The organism is Chromohalobacter sp. 296-RDG, assembly GCF_029889885.1.
Taxonomy (GTDB): Bacteria; Pseudomonadota; Gammaproteobacteria; order Pseudomonadales; family Halomonadaceae; genus Chromohalobacter.
In genome coordinates, this window is the sequence record NZ_JARANY010000006.1 from 67,038 (window position 1) to 81,883 (window position 14,846).

The 14,846-nt window shown below is 61.9% G+C and carries 13 protein-coding genes; 11 read left to right on the forward strand and 2 right to left on the reverse strand.

Annotated features, from left to right (window positions below):
- Positions 1–65: 65 nt before the first annotated feature.
- The 6 genes from accD (at position 66) to OP495_RS04340 (ending at position 6,359) form a co-directional block, all read left to right on the forward strand.
- Positions 66–998, forward strand: coding sequence for an acetyl-CoA carboxylase, carboxyltransferase subunit beta (gene accD, locus OP495_RS04315; RefSeq protein WP_280561573.1), 933 nt, complete (start codon positions 66–68; stop codon positions 996–998).
- Positions 999–2,300 carry a bifunctional tetrahydrofolate synthase/dihydrofolate synthase gene (gene folC / locus OP495_RS04320; RefSeq protein WP_280561570.1) on the forward strand — a complete coding sequence of 434 codons (1,302 nt, stop codon included), beginning with the start codon at positions 999–1,001 and terminating at the stop codon, positions 2,298–2,300.
- Positions 2,297–2,956: an SPOR domain-containing protein gene (locus OP495_RS04325; RefSeq protein WP_280561569.1), complete on the forward strand. Its 660-nt coding sequence runs from the start codon at positions 2,297–2,299 to the stop codon at positions 2,954–2,956. Before folC ends, OP495_RS04325 begins: the two co-directional genes overlap by 4 nt.
- Positions 2,956–3,552, forward strand: coding sequence for a CvpA family protein (locus OP495_RS04330; protein ID WP_280561567.1), 597 nt, complete (start codon positions 2,956–2,958; stop codon positions 3,550–3,552). The genes OP495_RS04325 and OP495_RS04330 overlap by 1 nt, the downstream gene beginning before the upstream one ends.
- A gap of 87 nt (positions 3,553–3,639) precedes the next feature.
- Entirely contained in the window at positions 3,640–5,157 is a 1,518-nt protein-coding gene (gene purF, locus OP495_RS04335) for an amidophosphoribosyltransferase (RefSeq protein ID WP_280561565.1), read from the forward strand.
- Positions 5,158–5,168: 11 nt separating this feature from the next.
- Complete coding sequence (locus OP495_RS04340) at positions 5,169–6,359, forward strand: O-succinylhomoserine sulfhydrylase (protein ID WP_280567472.1); 1,191 nt, start codon at positions 5,169–5,171, stop codon at positions 6,357–6,359.
- Between the two features lie 91 nt (positions 6,360–6,450).
- Here OP495_RS04340 and rsgA read toward each other — a convergent pair whose 3' ends face one another.
- Positions 6,451–7,482, reverse strand: a complete 1,032-nt coding sequence (gene rsgA / locus OP495_RS04345; protein WP_280567474.1) for a small ribosomal subunit biogenesis GTPase RsgA — start codon at positions 7,480–7,482, stop codon at positions 6,451–6,453.
- Between the two features lie 101 nt (positions 7,483–7,583).
- On the opposite strand from rsgA, the gene orn reads away from it, so the two are divergent.
- Positions 7,584–8,147: an oligoribonuclease gene (orn, locus tag OP495_RS04350; protein ID WP_280567475.1), complete on the forward strand. Its 564-nt coding sequence runs from the start codon at positions 7,584–7,586 to the stop codon at positions 8,145–8,147.
- A 12-nt stretch (positions 8,148–8,159) separates the two neighbouring features.
- Here orn and queG read toward each other — a convergent pair whose 3' ends face one another.
- On the reverse strand, positions 8,160–9,260 hold the full coding sequence (gene queG, locus OP495_RS04355; protein WP_280567477.1) for a tRNA epoxyqueuosine(34) reductase QueG: 1,101 nt from the start codon (positions 9,258–9,260) through the stop codon (positions 8,160–8,162).
- Between the two features lie 93 nt (positions 9,261–9,353).
- On the opposite strand from queG, the gene OP495_RS04360 reads away from it, so the two are divergent.
- The 4 genes from OP495_RS04360 (at position 9,354) to mutL (ending at position 14,836) form a co-directional block, all read left to right on the forward strand.
- Positions 9,354–10,862, forward strand: coding sequence for an NAD(P)H-hydrate dehydratase (locus OP495_RS04360; RefSeq protein ID WP_280567480.1), 1,509 nt, complete (start codon positions 9,354–9,356; stop codon positions 10,860–10,862).
- Between the two features lie 18 nt (positions 10,863–10,880).
- Positions 10,881–11,360 carry a tRNA (adenosine(37)-N6)-threonylcarbamoyltransferase complex ATPase subunit type 1 TsaE gene (tsaE, locus tag OP495_RS04365; RefSeq protein ID WP_280567483.1) on the forward strand — a complete coding sequence of 160 codons (480 nt, stop codon included), beginning with the start codon at positions 10,881–10,883 and terminating at the stop codon, positions 11,358–11,360.
- A gap of 77 nt (positions 11,361–11,437) precedes the next feature.
- Positions 11,438–12,850 (forward strand): N-acetylmuramoyl-L-alanine amidase, encoded by a 1,413-nt coding sequence (locus tag OP495_RS04370; RefSeq protein WP_280567510.1) that lies wholly within the window; start codon positions 11,438–11,440, stop codon positions 12,848–12,850.
- Between the two features lie 45 nt (positions 12,851–12,895).
- Complete coding sequence (mutL, locus tag OP495_RS04375; protein ID WP_280567511.1) at positions 12,896–14,836, forward strand: DNA mismatch repair endonuclease MutL; 1,941 nt, start codon at positions 12,896–12,898, stop codon at positions 14,834–14,836.
- Positions 14,837–14,846: the final 10 nt, after the last annotated feature.

Sequence of the window (14,846 nt, forward strand, 5' to 3'; positions counted from 1 at the left end):
CGCTGTATTGGGCCACGGATGTGGCTCGATGCGTCAGACAAGCAACACGGAAGCGTCTCGGAACCATGAGCTGGCTAGACAAAATTGTGCCGTCGATGAGCCGTACCCAGCGAACCGATCGCCGGAAAAGCGTGCCGGATGGCCTGTGGCGTAAGTGCCCCAATTGCGAGGCGGTGCTCTATCTTCCCGAGTTGGAGCGCCATCAAAGCGTGTGCCCCAAGTGCGATCACCATCTGCGCCTGACGGCACGCAAACGACTCAACTGGTTTCTGGATACGGAAGGTCGCGAGGAGATCGCCACCGACCTGCAACCCAGCGATCGACTCAAGTTCCGCGACTCCAAAAAGTACAAGGATCGTTTGGCGGCGGCCCAGAAAGCTACCGACGAAAACGATGCCTTGATTGCCATGCGCGGTAAGCTCGATGGCTTACCGGTGGTTGCGGTGGCGTTTGAATTCAGCTTCATGGGTGGTTCCATGGGGGCCGTGGTAGGCGAGAAGTTCGTGCGTGCCGCGACCCAGGCGCTGGAAGAAGGCGTACCGCTGGTCTGCTTCGCCGCATCTGGCGGTGCCCGCATGCAGGAGGCGCTTTTCTCGTTGATGCAGATGGCCAAGACATCTGCAGTCTTGGAAAAGCTCAAGCAGGCGGGCGTGCCCTACATGTCGGTGTTGACCGACCCTGTCTTCGGCGGAGTGTCCGCGTCACTGGCGATGCTGGGTGATCTCAATATCGCCGAGCCCAATGCCTTGATCGGGTTCGCTGGGCCGCGTGTCATTGAGCAGACCGTGCGCGAGCAATTGCCGGAAGGCTTCCAGCGCAGCGAATTCCTGCTCGAGCACGGCACCGTGGACATGATCGTGCATCGTCATGATATGCGTGAGCAGTTGGGCGGCGTCATGCGTAAGCTGACGCATCAGCCGCGTCTCGGCCAGGATAATCAGGCCGACGAAACGCCGACCCAGAGCACATTGGACGAGTTCTCCCAGGCCGATCACTGAATGTCTGACACGACCACTCTGGAGGCTTGGCTGGTGCATCTAGAGCGCCAGCACCCCGTGTCCATTGATCTAGGGCTCGAGCGGGTCAACACGGTCGCCGTTCGCCTGGGGCTTACGACCACCGCATTGGCGGGGCGCGTCATTACCGTGGCCGGCACCAACGGCAAGGGCTCGACTGTTGCCATGCTTGATGCGCTGGCACGTGAAAATGGCTGGCGCTGCGCCGCTTATACATCACCGCATCTAAAGCGCTACAACGAACGCCTGTGCTTCGATGGCCAAGAGGTCGATGATGTCATCTTGGTCGAGGCCTTCGAGGCCGTCGAAGCGGCGCGCTTTGTGAGTGAAGAGATCAGCCTCACCTACTTCGAAGTCAGCACTTTGGCCGCCTTGTGGTTGATTATGCACCAGCAACCCGATGTCGCGTTGCTCGAAGTGGGACTGGGTGGTCGGTTGGACGCGGTCAACGTCATCGATCCGGACGTGGCTGTGGTGACCACCGTGGCTCAAGATCACGCCGCCTTTCTTGGCACTCATCTCGAAACCATCGGCCAGGAAAAAGCCGGCATCATGCGTCCGGGTCGCCCGGCGGTACTGGGTAGTACCGCCCTGCCGGCGAGTGTGCGCCAGCATGCCGAGAGCCTGGCGGCGCCGGTATTCGCGCTGGGCGAGCGATTCGACTGGCAAGCCACAACCGATGGCTGGCAGTGGCAGGGTGAAACCGCCACCGGTGAGGCCCTGGCTCTGCGTGCGCTCCCCGATCCGAACCTGCCGTTGGACAATGCCGCGACGGCATTGCAGGCACTGACGCTGGCCGGCATTTCCCTCGAGAGATCGGCATGCCAGCGAGCTTTTGGCCGAGCCGTACTGCCTGGGCGGCTGCAATGGCAGGGCCCCTGGTGTCTGGATGTCGGCCATAATCCGCATGCCGCTGCCTATGTCGCTACTTCCTTGGCGCAGCGTCCGCTGCGCGGGCGGCGCTTTTGTCTGCTGGGAATGTTGGCCGACAAGGATGCCAAGGGTGTGATCGAGGCGCTGGCGCCTCAGATCGATGCCTGGGTGCCGGTATCGTTGAGTGGTGATCGCGCGCGCGAAGCCGAGCAGCTGGCCGCCTGCCTGGAGACGTGCGGCGCTCAGGTATTGCATTGTGCCGCGTCACCGGATGCTGGCGTACGTTGGTTGCACACCAATATGAATAATGGCGACGAAGTGCTTGTTTGCGGCTCGTTCTGGACCGTCGCCGAGGCTTTGACCACCCTTGAATCACTCGGGGTCGTGGCGAGCCCAAGGAGTGTGTCATGAAATATGGAATGCGTGAGCGCATCAGTGGCGCGATCATCCTCGTCGCGTTGGCAGTGATTTTCCTGCCTATGCTGCTCGATGAGCCGACTCCGCGAAGCGAGCGTCCCGAACCGGTACTAACCATCGAGCAGCCGATTCCCGTGGATCAGCGCGATGTCGACTCTCCTGAGCCGCCCGTCAATCTCGAGGAAGACGCGGACAGTGACAGGGTCGTCGAGCCGGCGACCGGGTCCCAGCTCGGTCAATCCGACGCCGATGCTTCTTCGCCAACCGCGTCTTCGCCGTCAGCGGCGTCCAATGACGGCGCAGCATCCGGTGAGACGGGGTCTGGGAGCGATGACCCCATTGCCGCCATTGCCGAACAGTCTGCATCGTCGCAAGCGCAAGGGGATACCGGTGGGTCGCCATCGACGTCCGAGGTGCAAGAAGGCTGGGCGGTCCAGGTCGGTAGCTTCGGGGAACCGGACAATGCCACACGGCTCGTCGAAAAGCTCACGTCACAAGGGTTCGATGCCTATCAACGTCCGCGGGACAATGATTTGACGACGGTCTACGTCGGTCCGTTTGGAACCTCTGATGCAGGTGAGCGCGTACGCACCGAACTCAAGGAAGACGCCAATATCCAAGGGCTCTTGATTCGCGTGCGGGAGGAGTAATGACGCTGACCTGGCTCGACTGGGCCTTTCTGGCGGTATTGACCGTCTCCATGCTGGCCGGTTTCATGCGCGGCCTGGTGCGCGAAGCATTGGGGCTAGCGGCTTGGGTGGCAGCATTACTGGGCGCGCGGATGTTCGCCCCGGCAGTAGCCGAGATGATGGCGCCCTATATCGATCATCCCGAGATTCGCCTGGTGCTGGGCTTCGTGCTGGTCATTTTCGTTATCGTCATGCTGTGCGGATTCTTGATCCGTATGATCAACGCCGCTATCGAATGGGTCGGCATGGGGTTTTTCAACCGTGTCGCCGGTGCGACGTTCGGTGCTGCGCGAGGCGCCTTGATCCTGGTGCTGGCGACGGTCATCTTGACGTTGACGCCCTTGTCGGGGATCGCCGCATGGCAGGATGCGCAACTGCGTCCTGCCTTCGAGCAATTGCGCGACTGGTCGGTGGACCGTCTGGAGGCGTGGGAAATCGACACCTCGGGTGCCGAACGTGCCTTGCGTGACACGGGGCGCGAGGCGGCCGGCCAAGTATTGGAAACGTCGCCCGAGGCACCTGCATCGAACGCGTCATCTGAAACGCAGGCGCCCTGAAGGCGCCTTGATACATGACAGGCTTCAACCGCGAACGGCGTTCTTACATGCCGTTCGCTACTCTCATGGCAAGCGAGGAAAGGCACAATGTGCGGTATCGTGGGCCTCATGGCCAATCAGGCGGTCAATCAGTCGCTGTATGACGCGCTGACAGTGCTCCAACACCGTGGCCAGGATGCCGCCGGGATGATGACATGGCATGAGGGGCGCTTTCTGCTGCGCAAGAGCAATGGCCTGGTGCGTGATGTGTTCCATACGCGCCACATGACGCGCCTGCGCGGTAATATGGGCATTGGGCATATTCGTTACCCGACTGCCGGCTCGTCGAGCGAAGCGGAGTCGCAGCCATTTTATGTCAACTCGCCCTATGGCATTTCGCTGGCGCATAATGGCAATCTGACCAATTCCGAACAGCTCAAACGTGAGCTTTTCTTTTCCGATCTGCGCCACATCAATACCAGCTCCGACTCTGAAGTCCTGCTCAACGTGTTCGCGCACGAGCTGGGCAAGCAAGGGCACGATCTCTCCCCAGATGACATTTTCGATGCCGTACGTCGCGTTCATCGTCGCTGTCAGGGCGCTTATGCGGCGGTTGCGTTCATCAATGGCTTTGGCATGGTGGCGTTTCGTGATCCTCACGGGATTCGGCCGGTGGTCTACGGTACCCGCGACACGGAAGAAGGGCAGGAGGTGATGATTGCCTCTGAGTCGGTGGCGCTGGATGTCGGTGGCTTCGAGCTGTGTCGCGATCTGGCACCGGGCGAGGCGATCTTCATCGAAACCGAGGGCAATCGAGTGCACACCCAGCAGTGTGCTGACCGCCCACAGCTGACGCCGTGTATCTTTGAACATGTCTATCTGGCGCGCCCCGACTCGATCCTCGATGGCGCCTATGTCTATGGCACGCGCATGGAAATGGGGCGCAAGCTGGGCGATCGCATCCAGCGTGACTGGCCGGAACATGACATCGACGTAGTGATTCCGATCCCCGATACCTCGCGAACCTCGGCGCTGGAAATGGCGCAGCATCTGGGCGTGACGTACCGCGAAGGCTTCATGAAGAATCGCTATATCGGGCGGACCTTTATCATGCCGGGGCAGACGCAGCGCAAGAAATCGGTGCGTCAGAAGCTCAATGCCATCGACGTCGAGTTCGCCGGCAAGAACGTGCTACTGGTCGACGATTCCATCGTGCGCGGTACCACGTGTAAACAGATCATCCAGATGGCCCGTGAGGCAGGAGCGCGCAAGGTCTATTTCGCCTCCGCCGCGCCGCCGGTGCGTTATCCCAATGTTTACGGCATCGACATGCCGGTGGCATCGGAATTGATCGCACATGGCCGCAGTGAAGAGGAAGTCGGGGAGCTGATTGGCGCCGATCGTATCGTCTATCAGAAACTCGAGGACCTCAAGGCGGCATGTCGCGACGTCAATCCTTCGCTCGAGGAGTTCGATTGCTCGGTGTTCGATGGCGAGTACGTGACCGGCGATATCGATGCCGCCTATCTGGCCGATCTCGAGGCCGCGCGTAGCGACATGGCCAAACATCAGGACAATACGGTGCATGCCGTGGTCGACCTGCATAACGATGTCGAAGAAGACTGAGGAGGTGGGACATGCATGAGGATCATGACGACGCCTTCGCGCTCGACACGCTGGCGATCCGTGCCGGCCACGACCGCACGCACGAGCAGGAACATGGCGAGCCGATCTTCCCCACGTCGAGCTTCGTCTACGGCAGCGCCGCCGAGGCGGCGCGCAAGTTCTCCGGCGAAGAACCGGGCAACATCTATTCGCGTTTCACCAACCCCACGGTGCACACCTTCGAGAAACGCCTGGCGGCGCTTGAAGGCGGTGAGCGTTGCGTGGCGACCAGTTCCGGCATGGCGGCGATTCTCGCCACGGCGCTGGCGTTCTTGCAGGCCGGTGATGAAATCGTCGCCTCGCGTTCATTGTTTGGTTCCACGGTCAGCCTGTTCGACAAGTATCTCGGCAAGCTGGGGATCGTGACCCGCTACGTGGAACTGGGCGACCTGGATGCCTGGCAGGCCGCGATTACGCCGCAGACGCGCTTATTGTTCGCCGAGACGCCTTCCAATCCGCTGTCCGAGGTGGTGGATATCGCCGCATTGGCTGACTTGGCGCATCGCCATGACGCCTGGCTCGCCATCGACAACTGCTTTTTGACCCCGGTGTTGCAGCGTCCGCTCGACCTGGGTGCCGATCTGGTGATCCACTCGGCGACCAAGTACCTGGATGGTCAAGGGCGGGCCATCGGTGGTGCCGTGGTGGGGCCCGAGGAAATGCTCAAGGAATTGGTGGGCGTCGTGCGCACCTGTGGCCCGTGCATGAGTCCTTTCAATGCGTGGATCTTCCTCAAGGGGCTGGAAACGCTGGGGCTGCGCATGAAGGCGCATTGTGAGAATACTCTGGCCCTGGCGGAGTGGCTGGAGGTGCAGCCGGAAATTGCCCGCGTGCATTACAGCGGTCTGGAAAGTCACCCGCAGCATGCGCTGGCCAAGCAGCAGCAACGCGGCTTCGGCGCCGTGCTGGGCGTTGAGGTGAAAGGCGGTCGCGACGGTGCCTGGGCACTCATCGATCATTCTCGCCTGATGTCGATCACCGGCAACCTGGGTGATGTGAAAACGACCGTCACGCATCCGGCGACGACGACCCACGCACGCTTGGGCGATGAGCAGAAGGTCGCTGCGGGGATTAGTGAAGGTTTGGTGCGCATCGCCGTGGGCCTGGAAGCGCTGGATGATCTCAAGCGCGATATCCGCCGCGGACTCGATACGCTTGGCTGAGCTGCATCCAGGTTTGTCGATTCACTAGGTAACGTCGTATGCATGACGCCTCGCCCCTTTTGGGGGCGAGGCGTTCTTCATGAGGCGTTCTTCATGGAGAGCGGTCGAGTTCCAGGCTATCGACGATGTGTCGGTAGCTATCGAACCGTGAAGCGAGAATATCGCCGCGTTCCACGGCTTCACGCAAGGCACATCCCGGCTCCTGGCGATGATGACAATCGCGGAAACGGCAGTGGCCCAGGTAGGGCTGAAATTCGATGAACCCGCGTTCCACGTCGCGCTCGTCAAGATGGCTGAGTCCGAATTCGCGAATGCCCGGCGAGTCGATCAGTTCGCCGCCCGCCGGTAGATGATAGAGCGTGGCCGTGGTCGTGGTGTGTGTGCCCTTGCGTGAATCTACCGAGAGTGCACCGACGCGCAGTTGCCTATCGGGCAGCAGGCGGTCGATCAAGGATGACTTGCCAACCCCGCTCTGGCCCACGAACACTGAGGTACGTTCGGTGAGACAGGCATGCAGGGTCTCGAGACCGTCCTCGCACTGCGTGGAGGCGCTGACCACGCGATATCCTAGCCCGCGATAGCGTGCCAGCAACGTGCGCAATTCACCGCCCTCGTCGGGCAGCAGATCGGTCTTGTTGAGCACCAGCACCGGGGCAATACTAGTGGCCTCGGCGGCGACGAGATAGCGATCGATGAGATTGGGGTGGGGAGCGGGCTCCACGGCGAAGACGATCAGGATCTGCGCGATATTGGCGGCCACGGGCTTGAGCTGGCCACGCGCGTCGGGACGCTCGAGCACGCTATGACGCGGCTGGCGCGCCACGACCACGCCACTGCCGTCGCTCGCTGTACGCCATACCACGTTATCGCCGGTGACCAGGCCCTCGAGGTTGGCGCGCAGATGGCAACGGTGACGCTGAAGACCGCCGTGTTCGTCCTCGGCCTCCACTTCCAGCGTGCGTCCGAAATGTGCGGTGACACGTCCCAAGAGCTCAGGGCCATAATCGCCGGCCTCGAGTGCGGTGTCGTCGCGCTGGGTTCGGCGTTGGGCACGCTCGGCGCGCTGGGCTTGAATCTTTTCGACCCGCCAACGTTGCTGGCGGCTGAGTTTGCGTTTGCTCATGCGCTCTCGGGACAGGGTACAATGGCAGTCATTATAGCGTTCATAGCGCCATGCTGTCCCTAGGCCTGGGCTTAGGCAATGGCGCCCCGATGGAGACCCCTATGGCAAGTGACACACCGCAAGCTCCGCGTAACGACCTGCTGATCTGGATCGACCTGGAAATGACCGGGCTCGACCCTGCTCGTGAGCGCATCATCGAGGTGGCAACTTTGATCACCGATAGCGATCTGAACCTGATTGCCGAAGGGCCGGTGCTCGCGGTGCATCAGCCGGACAATCTGCTCGACGCGATGGACGAGTGGAATACACGCACGCATGGCGACTCGGGGCTGACGCAACGCGTCCGCGAGAGTCGCATCGATACCGCCGAGGCCGAGCGCCAGACGCTGGCGTTTCTCAAGGCGTATGTGACGCCCAACAGCTCACCCATGTGCGGTAACAGCGTGCACCAGGATCGTCGTTTCATGCGGCGGGAAATGCCCGAACTGGCCGAGTTCTTCCACTACCGCAATCTCGATGTGTCGACGCTCAAGGAACTGGCCAAACGCTGGAACCCGCAGGCCCTGGCAGGCTTCGAGAAGCGCAATACGCACCAGGCGCTGGATGACATCCGCGAATCGCTGGCCGAGCTGGCGCATTATCGCAAGACATTTCTGCGCGTCTGAGCAGGCTGCTAGCTAGACCTCGACCTGACTGACGATCAATTGCTCGCGCTTTTGGCGCTGCTGCTCGAGTCCCCAGCGCACGTGTTCGCGGACCAGATCGGAAGGGTAGGCCAGGCGCGCACGCAAGGCGCCCTCGACGCGCTCGCTCCAGGGTGCGTTGCCCAGACCGACGGCCAGATTGCGCAGCCAGCGCTCATAGCCGATGCGACGAATCGCGCTACCTTCGGTGCGCATCAGGAACTCTTCCTCGCTCCAGGCGAAGAGTCGGATCAGTGAGGCGCGGTCGAGGTCATGGCGTGGCGCGAAGTCTTCTTCCTGCGAGGCGCGCGTGAAACTTGTAAAGGGACACACCAGTTGGCAGTCGTCGCAGCCGTAGACTCGGTTGCCCATCGCTTTGCGGTATTCTTCGGGAATCGAACCGGCGAGCTCGATGGTTAGATACGAGATGCAGCGCCGCGAGTCGATGACCTTGTCGTCGACAATGGCGCCTGTCGGACAAGCCGTCTGACAGCGTGAGCACTTCCCGCAATGCTCGCTCTCGAAGGGAGCGTCCATCGGTAGCGGCAGGTCGGTGTATAGCTCGCCGAGAAAGAACAGTGAACCGGCCTGGGGGTTGAGCAGCATGGCATTCTTGCCGAACCAGCCGAGGCCGGCTTTCTGCGCCAGGGCACGTTCCATGACCGGGGCCGAATCGACGAAGGCCCGGTAGCCGTACGCGCCGGCTTCGTCCTCTATGTATTTGGCCAGGGTGGCTAGACGCTTACGAATCAGCTTGTGGTAATCGCGTCCCAGCGCATAGCGTGAAACATAGGCGCGCTCGGGTTGTCCGAGCACCTTGGTGGTTTCCACCTCGGGGGGCAGGTAGTCCATGCGCACGCTGATGACGCGCATGGTGCCGGGTATGAGTTCTTCAGGCCGCGTGCGCTTGTGGCCGTGTTTGGCCATGAAGTGCATTTCGCCGTGGTAGCCGGCCGCGAGCCAACGCTCGAGATAGCGCTCATGCGCCTCGAGGTCGGTGTCGGTGATGCCGACCTGCTGGAAGCCGAGTTCGCGTCCCCACGTATGGATGCGGTCGGCCAGCGCGGCGTAATCGATGGGCGAAGATGAGGACATGACGAGACCCTCGTGAAGCGAGGGCGCCACCCTAGCGCAATCGTTACGTGGAATAAATGCTTGTCGTCGGCGAGCAGGAGACAGGAGAGAGTCATGATAACGACATGCAGAGCGCCGCATCCCTTGTATGGTGCCGATCAGGTTCAGGCGCTGGATCGGCGCCTCATGGCCGAGGGGGTGGCTGGGTTCGAATTGATGCAGTGCGCCGCGCAGGCAGCCTATGCTGCCCTGCGCTCGCGCTGGCCGGAAGCGCATCGTTTGAGCATCTTGTGTGGCAGTGGCAATAACGCCGGCGATGGCTATGTGATGGCGGCGCTGGCGGCGGGCGACGGCCTCGACGTGCAGCTCATCGCCTTGCGCGATTCCGCGACGCTGAGCGGCGACGCGGCGCGTGCTTACGAAATGGCCTGGCAGGCGGGGCTGGATGTCATCGAATGGCGGCCCGAGACGGTGATCAACGGCGATGTTGTGATCGACGCGCTATTGGGAACCGGCGCGACCGGTGAGGTACGCGAACCGCTGCGTAGTGCCATCGAGACGCTCAATGCATCGCCACGTCCGGTACTAGCGGTGGATGTGCCTTCGGGGCTATCGGCACAGACCGGGAGTATCGGTGGTGTGGCGGTAAAAGCCAGTCTGACCGTCACCTTCATCGCCGATAAATTTGGCTTGCATACTGGCGCTAGCGCGGATCATGTCGGCGAGCTGCATGTCGAGACGCTTGGAATAACGCCTCAAGGACATGATGATCTCGTGCCACTGGGCGAGCTACAGGCGGCCGACATGCTGCAACAGGCTTTCCCGCCTCGGCCACGAGGTAGCCACAAGGGCGACTTGGGGCATGTGCTGATGATCGGCGGTAGCGCCGGTTTTGGGGGCGCGGCGTTGATGGCCAGCGAGGCCGCGCTGCGTAGCGGGGCGGGAAAGGTCAGTTTGGCGACCGATACCTCGCATGTTGCGGCAAGCCTGGTGCGCAGCCCGGAGGTCATGGCGCGTGGCGTGGAAAAGGCCGAAGATATCCGCGAGCTGCTCGACCAAGCCAATGCCTTGGTGGTCGGACCGGGTCTCGGGCGTCAGGCTTGGGGGCACGCACTGTGGCAAGCGGCGCTCGCCGCAGGCGTACCCAGCGTGCTCGACGCTGATGCACTCAACTGGTTGGCCGAAGAAGCGACCAAACGCCGAGATGACTGGGTACTGACCCCGCATCCCGGTGAAGCCGCACGTTTGCTGGGAGTGTCCGGCGCCGAGATTCAGGCCGACCGGCGTGCGGCGGCATTGGCGTTGCATGAGCGCTATGGCGGGAGTGTGGTGCTCAAGGGGGCGGGTACCCTGGTCGCCGACGCGAACGGCATCGCCGTGTGTCCGTACGGTAATCCCGGGATGGCGAGTGGCGGAATGGGCGATGTGCTCGCCGGGATCGTCGGGGCGTTGTTGGCACAGGGCCATACATCGGGCGAAGCGGCGCGGCATGGTGTTCTGCTGCATGCCCTGGCCGCTGATGCGGCGGCGCAAGATGGGGGCGAGCGTGGTCTGGTTGCCACGGATCTGGCATCCTATGTGCGCGCGATTGCCAATCCACGCCCCTTTGATGCCCAGCGATAACGCGAGATACCACGATAGATGCAACGCTTTCTGCCCAACGAAACAGCTCATGTCGCTTTCGGTGAAGCGCTAGGGCATGCCCTGAATGGTCACGGCCAAGTACACCTCGAGGGTGAGCTGGGTGCCGGCAAGACGACGCTGACGCGCGGCATCTTGCGTGCTTATGGCCACGAGGGGGCCGTCAAGAGCCCCACTTATACATTGGTAGAGCCATACATGCTGGACGGGCGTTGTCTCTATCATTTCGATCTCTACCGATTGGGCGATCCCGAAGAGCTCGAATTCATGGGCGCACGCGATATGCTTGGTGAGGACGGCTTGAGCCTCATCGAATGGCCTTCCCGAGGCGCTGGATGGCTGCCTCGGGCCGATCTCGTGGTACGCCTGGCCCTGGAAGGCGAAGGCCGCCACGTCACGCTCGAAGGGCTTACCTCGCATGGCCAGGCCGTCACCGCCGCACTAAACGCCACTCGTCAGGACAAGGAAGACGACGCTTGATGCCGTTTTATGAAAAGCCCTGGCAGACGCGATGCCATGTGAATGCCGCCCGGCATCTCATCAGCCTTGTCGTGCTGATGATGCTCGCGATATGGCATGTGGTGCCTGCGCAGGCCGCCGACGTCGACAATATCCGTCTCTGGGCGGCGCCCGATCATGTGCGCGTGGTCTTCGATTTGTCTGACGAAGTGGAAAGCTCCGTGTTCAAGCTCGACGGTCCACGCCGACTGGTCGTTGATTTGAAAGATACGCAACTGGCCTTCGACCCGGACGATGTCGATCCGGGAGACAGTGCGATAGATGCGTTGCGCACCGGGAGGCGCAATGGCGATGACCTGCGTGTGGTCTTCGATCTCAATCGGAAGATAGAGCCCCACCACTTCTTGTTGCCGCCCACCGATCAGTATGGCTATCGCCTCGTGGTCGATCTCGACTACCCGGGCGAGGGCGCGCTGGACGAGCCCGTCGATCCCATTGCGGCCATGATCCGCGACCAGGAGATGGATGCCGAGCGAGAGCTGAGGCAGGCCGAGGCCGAAGGGAGGTCGCCGAGCGCGGCGTTGGCCAAGCGCGACAGCCAGGCGAAACCTCATCCCAAGCGCGATATCATCGTGGCCGTTGATCCCGGTCACGGGGGCGAAGACCCGGGCGCGACCGGGCCGAGCGGCACACGCGAGAAGGATGTCGTATTGGCCATTGCACGCAAGGTCAAGGCACACTTTGATGCCACGCCAGGCTTCAAGGCCTTCTTGACACGCGACAGCGATTACTATGTGGGCCTTCGCAAGAGGACGTTGCTGGCACGCGAGCAGAAAGCCGATTTCTTCGTCTCGGTGCACGCTGATGCCGTCAAGAGCCGAGGGCCCACTGGCAGCTCCGTCTATGCGTTGTCCAAGAATGGGGCTACCTCGGAGAGTGCGCGGTGGCTGGCCGAGACAGAAAACCGTTCCGACCTGATTGGCGGTGTCGATGGTAATCTCGATCTATCTGACAAGGACGAGGTGCTGCGCGGTGTATTGCTCGACTTGACCATGACCGCGACGATGAATGACTCACTAAGTGTCGGCGGACAGGTGCTCGATAAACTGGGGCGTATCAATCATCTGCATCGCTCGCAAGTCGAGCAGGCGGGCTTCGTGGTGCTAAAATCACCTGATATCCCGTCATTGCTGGTCGAAACCGGGTTTATCTCCAATCCAAGCGAAGAAAAGAAGCTGCGCTCGTCGGCGTTTCAAGAGCAGGTTGCGGATGCCATCGGCGATGGCATCATCGCGCATTTTCGCCACCATCCACCGCCCAGCAGCCTGTTGGCCTGGCAGCGTGACCAAGGGCGTGGCGGTGGGCCCGGCGAATATCGCGTGCAAAAGGGCGATACCTTGTCTCAGGTGGCGGCACGTCATGATGTGACGATGTTGGCTCTCAAGCGGGCCAATGATCTTAGCGGCGATATCCTGCGCGTGGGTCAAGTGTTGAAGATACCTCATTCGTGAGCGTGGACATGACGTGCCTCCTATGCGCGAGGCATAATGGTGATTATGACTGAATCCCGACGCATTCATATCCTTGACCCCCGGCTCTCCAACCAGATTGCGGCCGGCGAGGTCGTCGAGCGACCGGCTTCGGTATTGAAAGAGCTGGCCGAGAACGCCATCGATGCCGGCAGCCAGCGCATCGAAATTGATCTCGAGGCCGGCGGCGCTCGCTTGATTCGGGTGCGTGACGATGGGCGGGGCATCGCCGAGGAAGATCTACCGCTGGCGCTGTCGCGGCATGCCACCAGCAAAATCGCCTCACTGGACGATCTCGAAGGCGTGGATAGCCTCGGCTTTCGCGGCGAGGCACTGGCCTCGATCAGCTCGGTCTCGCGGCTCGAGTTGGTGTCCAATACGCAGGATGAGACGAGCGAGGGTTGGCGCGTGGTCGCCGAAGGTCGCCAGATGGAGCCCCGGGTAAGTCCTGCGCCACATCCGCGTGGTAGCTCGGTCGTGGTGCGCGACCTGTTCTTCAACACCCCTGCGCGCCGCAAGTTTCTGCGTACCGAGAAGACAGAGTTCGGCCATGTCGAAGAGACGTTTCGGCGGCTGGTGCTATCACGCTACGATATCGCCTGGGTGCTGCGCCACAATCAGAAGGTCGTGCATCAGTTGCGAGCGGGCGATGAGCCGGCGGCGATGGAGAAGCGCGTCGGGGCGTTACTGGGTCGCAATTTCCTCGAGAATGCTTTGCATGTGGATATCGAGGCGACTGGTTTGCGCCTGTGGGGCTGGGTCGGGCTGCCGACGCATTCCCGGGCGCAGGCGGACCAGCAGTACTTCTTCGTCAATGGCCGCGTGGTGCGTGATCGTCTGGTCGCTCATGCCGTGCGTCAGGCCTATCGCGATGTGCTGTTTCACGGTCGTCACCCGGTTTTCGTGCTCTATCTGGAGCTCGATCCGCACGTGGTCGATGTCAACGTGCATCCCACCAAGCATGAAGTCCGCTTTCGTGATGGGCGCTTGGTGCACGATTTCCTGTTTTCGAGCCTGCACCGTGCGCTGGCCGATGTTCGTCCCAACGAGGCCGCCTCGCCAGACGCGACTACTTCGCCAGGCGCGGTCACCGCGAGCGCTGGAGCCGAAGCGCCGGCATCGGGAGCATCGGCGGCTGCGGTCGACGAGCAGCCGCGCTGGCAACAGCAGGGCATGGCGCTCGGCGCCGATCAGGAACGTCCCGCGGCCCATCGCGTGCGCGAGTTCATGGCCGGTTACCAGGCACTGCATCCCGAGCATGAAGAACAGCTGCTGACGCCGCAGTCGCAGCGCACCGAGCCCGAGGTGCCGGCGACACATGAGCCCGACGTCCAGGCGCGGGTGATGCCCGAGGCCGATGCGACCCAAGCACCGCCATTGGGGTATGCGGTGGCGCAGTTGCATGGTGTCTATATCCTCTCGCAGACTGCACGTGGACTGGTCGTGGTCGACATGCATGCCGCGCACGAGCGCATTACCTACGAGCGCATGAAGCAACAAGTGCATGGTGATGGGCAGGCCCTGGGGCAGTTGCAGACACAGCCGCTGCTGGTGCCGATATCGCTGGCGGTCAGCACGCGCGAGGTGGAAACCGCCGAGCGCGAGCATGAGACGTTCGAGCGCCTGGGCGTGGAGCTGGACGTCGCCGGCCCGGAAACACTCCTCGTGCGCCGGGTGCCTGTGCTGCTCGACGATGCCGATGTCGAATCGCTGATTCATGGCATGCTGGGTGATCTTGAGCGTTTCGGGCAGTCGGACAGAGTCGAAGCGCATATCAATGAATTGCTTGCTAGCATGTCTTGCCATGGCAGCGTGCGGGCCAATCGCCGGCTGACAGTGCCCGAGATGAATGCCTTGCTACGCGACATGGAACGTACTGAGCGTAGCGGGCAGTGCAATCATGGGCGACCGACCTGGACCGAGATGTCGATGCACGAGCTCGATAAGCTCTTCCTTCGTGGCCAGTAAGTGGTCATTG

What these genes read in the sequence shown, in the direction of transcription:
- accD (WP_280561573.1), top strand. Translation starts at nt 66, where the DNA reads ATGAGCTGGCTAGACAAAATTGTGCCGTCGATGAGCCGTACCCAGCGA.
- folC (WP_280561570.1), top strand. Translation starts at nt 999, where the DNA reads ATGTCTGACACGACCACTCTGGAGGCTTGGCTGGTGCATCTAGAGCGC.
- OP495_RS04325 (WP_280561569.1), top strand. Translation starts at nt 2,297, where the DNA reads ATGAAATATGGAATGCGTGAGCGCATCAGTGGCGCGATCATCCTCGTC.
- OP495_RS04330 (WP_280561567.1), top strand. Translation starts at nt 2,956, where the DNA reads ATGACGCTGACCTGGCTCGACTGGGCCTTTCTGGCGGTATTGACCGTC.
- purF (WP_280561565.1), top strand. Translation starts at nt 3,640, where the DNA reads ATGTGCGGTATCGTGGGCCTCATGGCCAATCAGGCGGTCAATCAGTCG.
- OP495_RS04340 (WP_280567472.1), top strand. Translation starts at nt 5,169, where the DNA reads ATGCATGAGGATCATGACGACGCCTTCGCGCTCGACACGCTGGCGATC.
- rsgA (WP_280567474.1), bottom strand. Translation starts at nt 7,482, where the DNA reads ATGAGCAAACGCAAACTCAGCCGCCAGCAACGTTGGCGGGTCGAAAAG.
- orn (WP_280567475.1), top strand. Translation starts at nt 7,584, where the DNA reads ATGGCAAGTGACACACCGCAAGCTCCGCGTAACGACCTGCTGATCTGG.
- queG (WP_280567477.1), bottom strand. Translation starts at nt 9,260, where the DNA reads ATGTCCTCATCTTCGCCCATCGATTACGCCGCGCTGGCCGACCGCATC.
- OP495_RS04360 (WP_280567480.1), top strand. Translation starts at nt 9,354, where the DNA reads ATGATAACGACATGCAGAGCGCCGCATCCCTTGTATGGTGCCGATCAG.
- tsaE (WP_280567483.1), top strand. Translation starts at nt 10,881, where the DNA reads ATGCAACGCTTTCTGCCCAACGAAACAGCTCATGTCGCTTTCGGTGAA.
- OP495_RS04370 (WP_280567510.1), top strand. Translation starts at nt 11,438, where the DNA reads ATGATGCTCGCGATATGGCATGTGGTGCCTGCGCAGGCCGCCGACGTC.
- mutL (WP_280567511.1), top strand. Translation starts at nt 12,896, where the DNA reads ATGACTGAATCCCGACGCATTCATATCCTTGACCCCCGGCTCTCCAAC.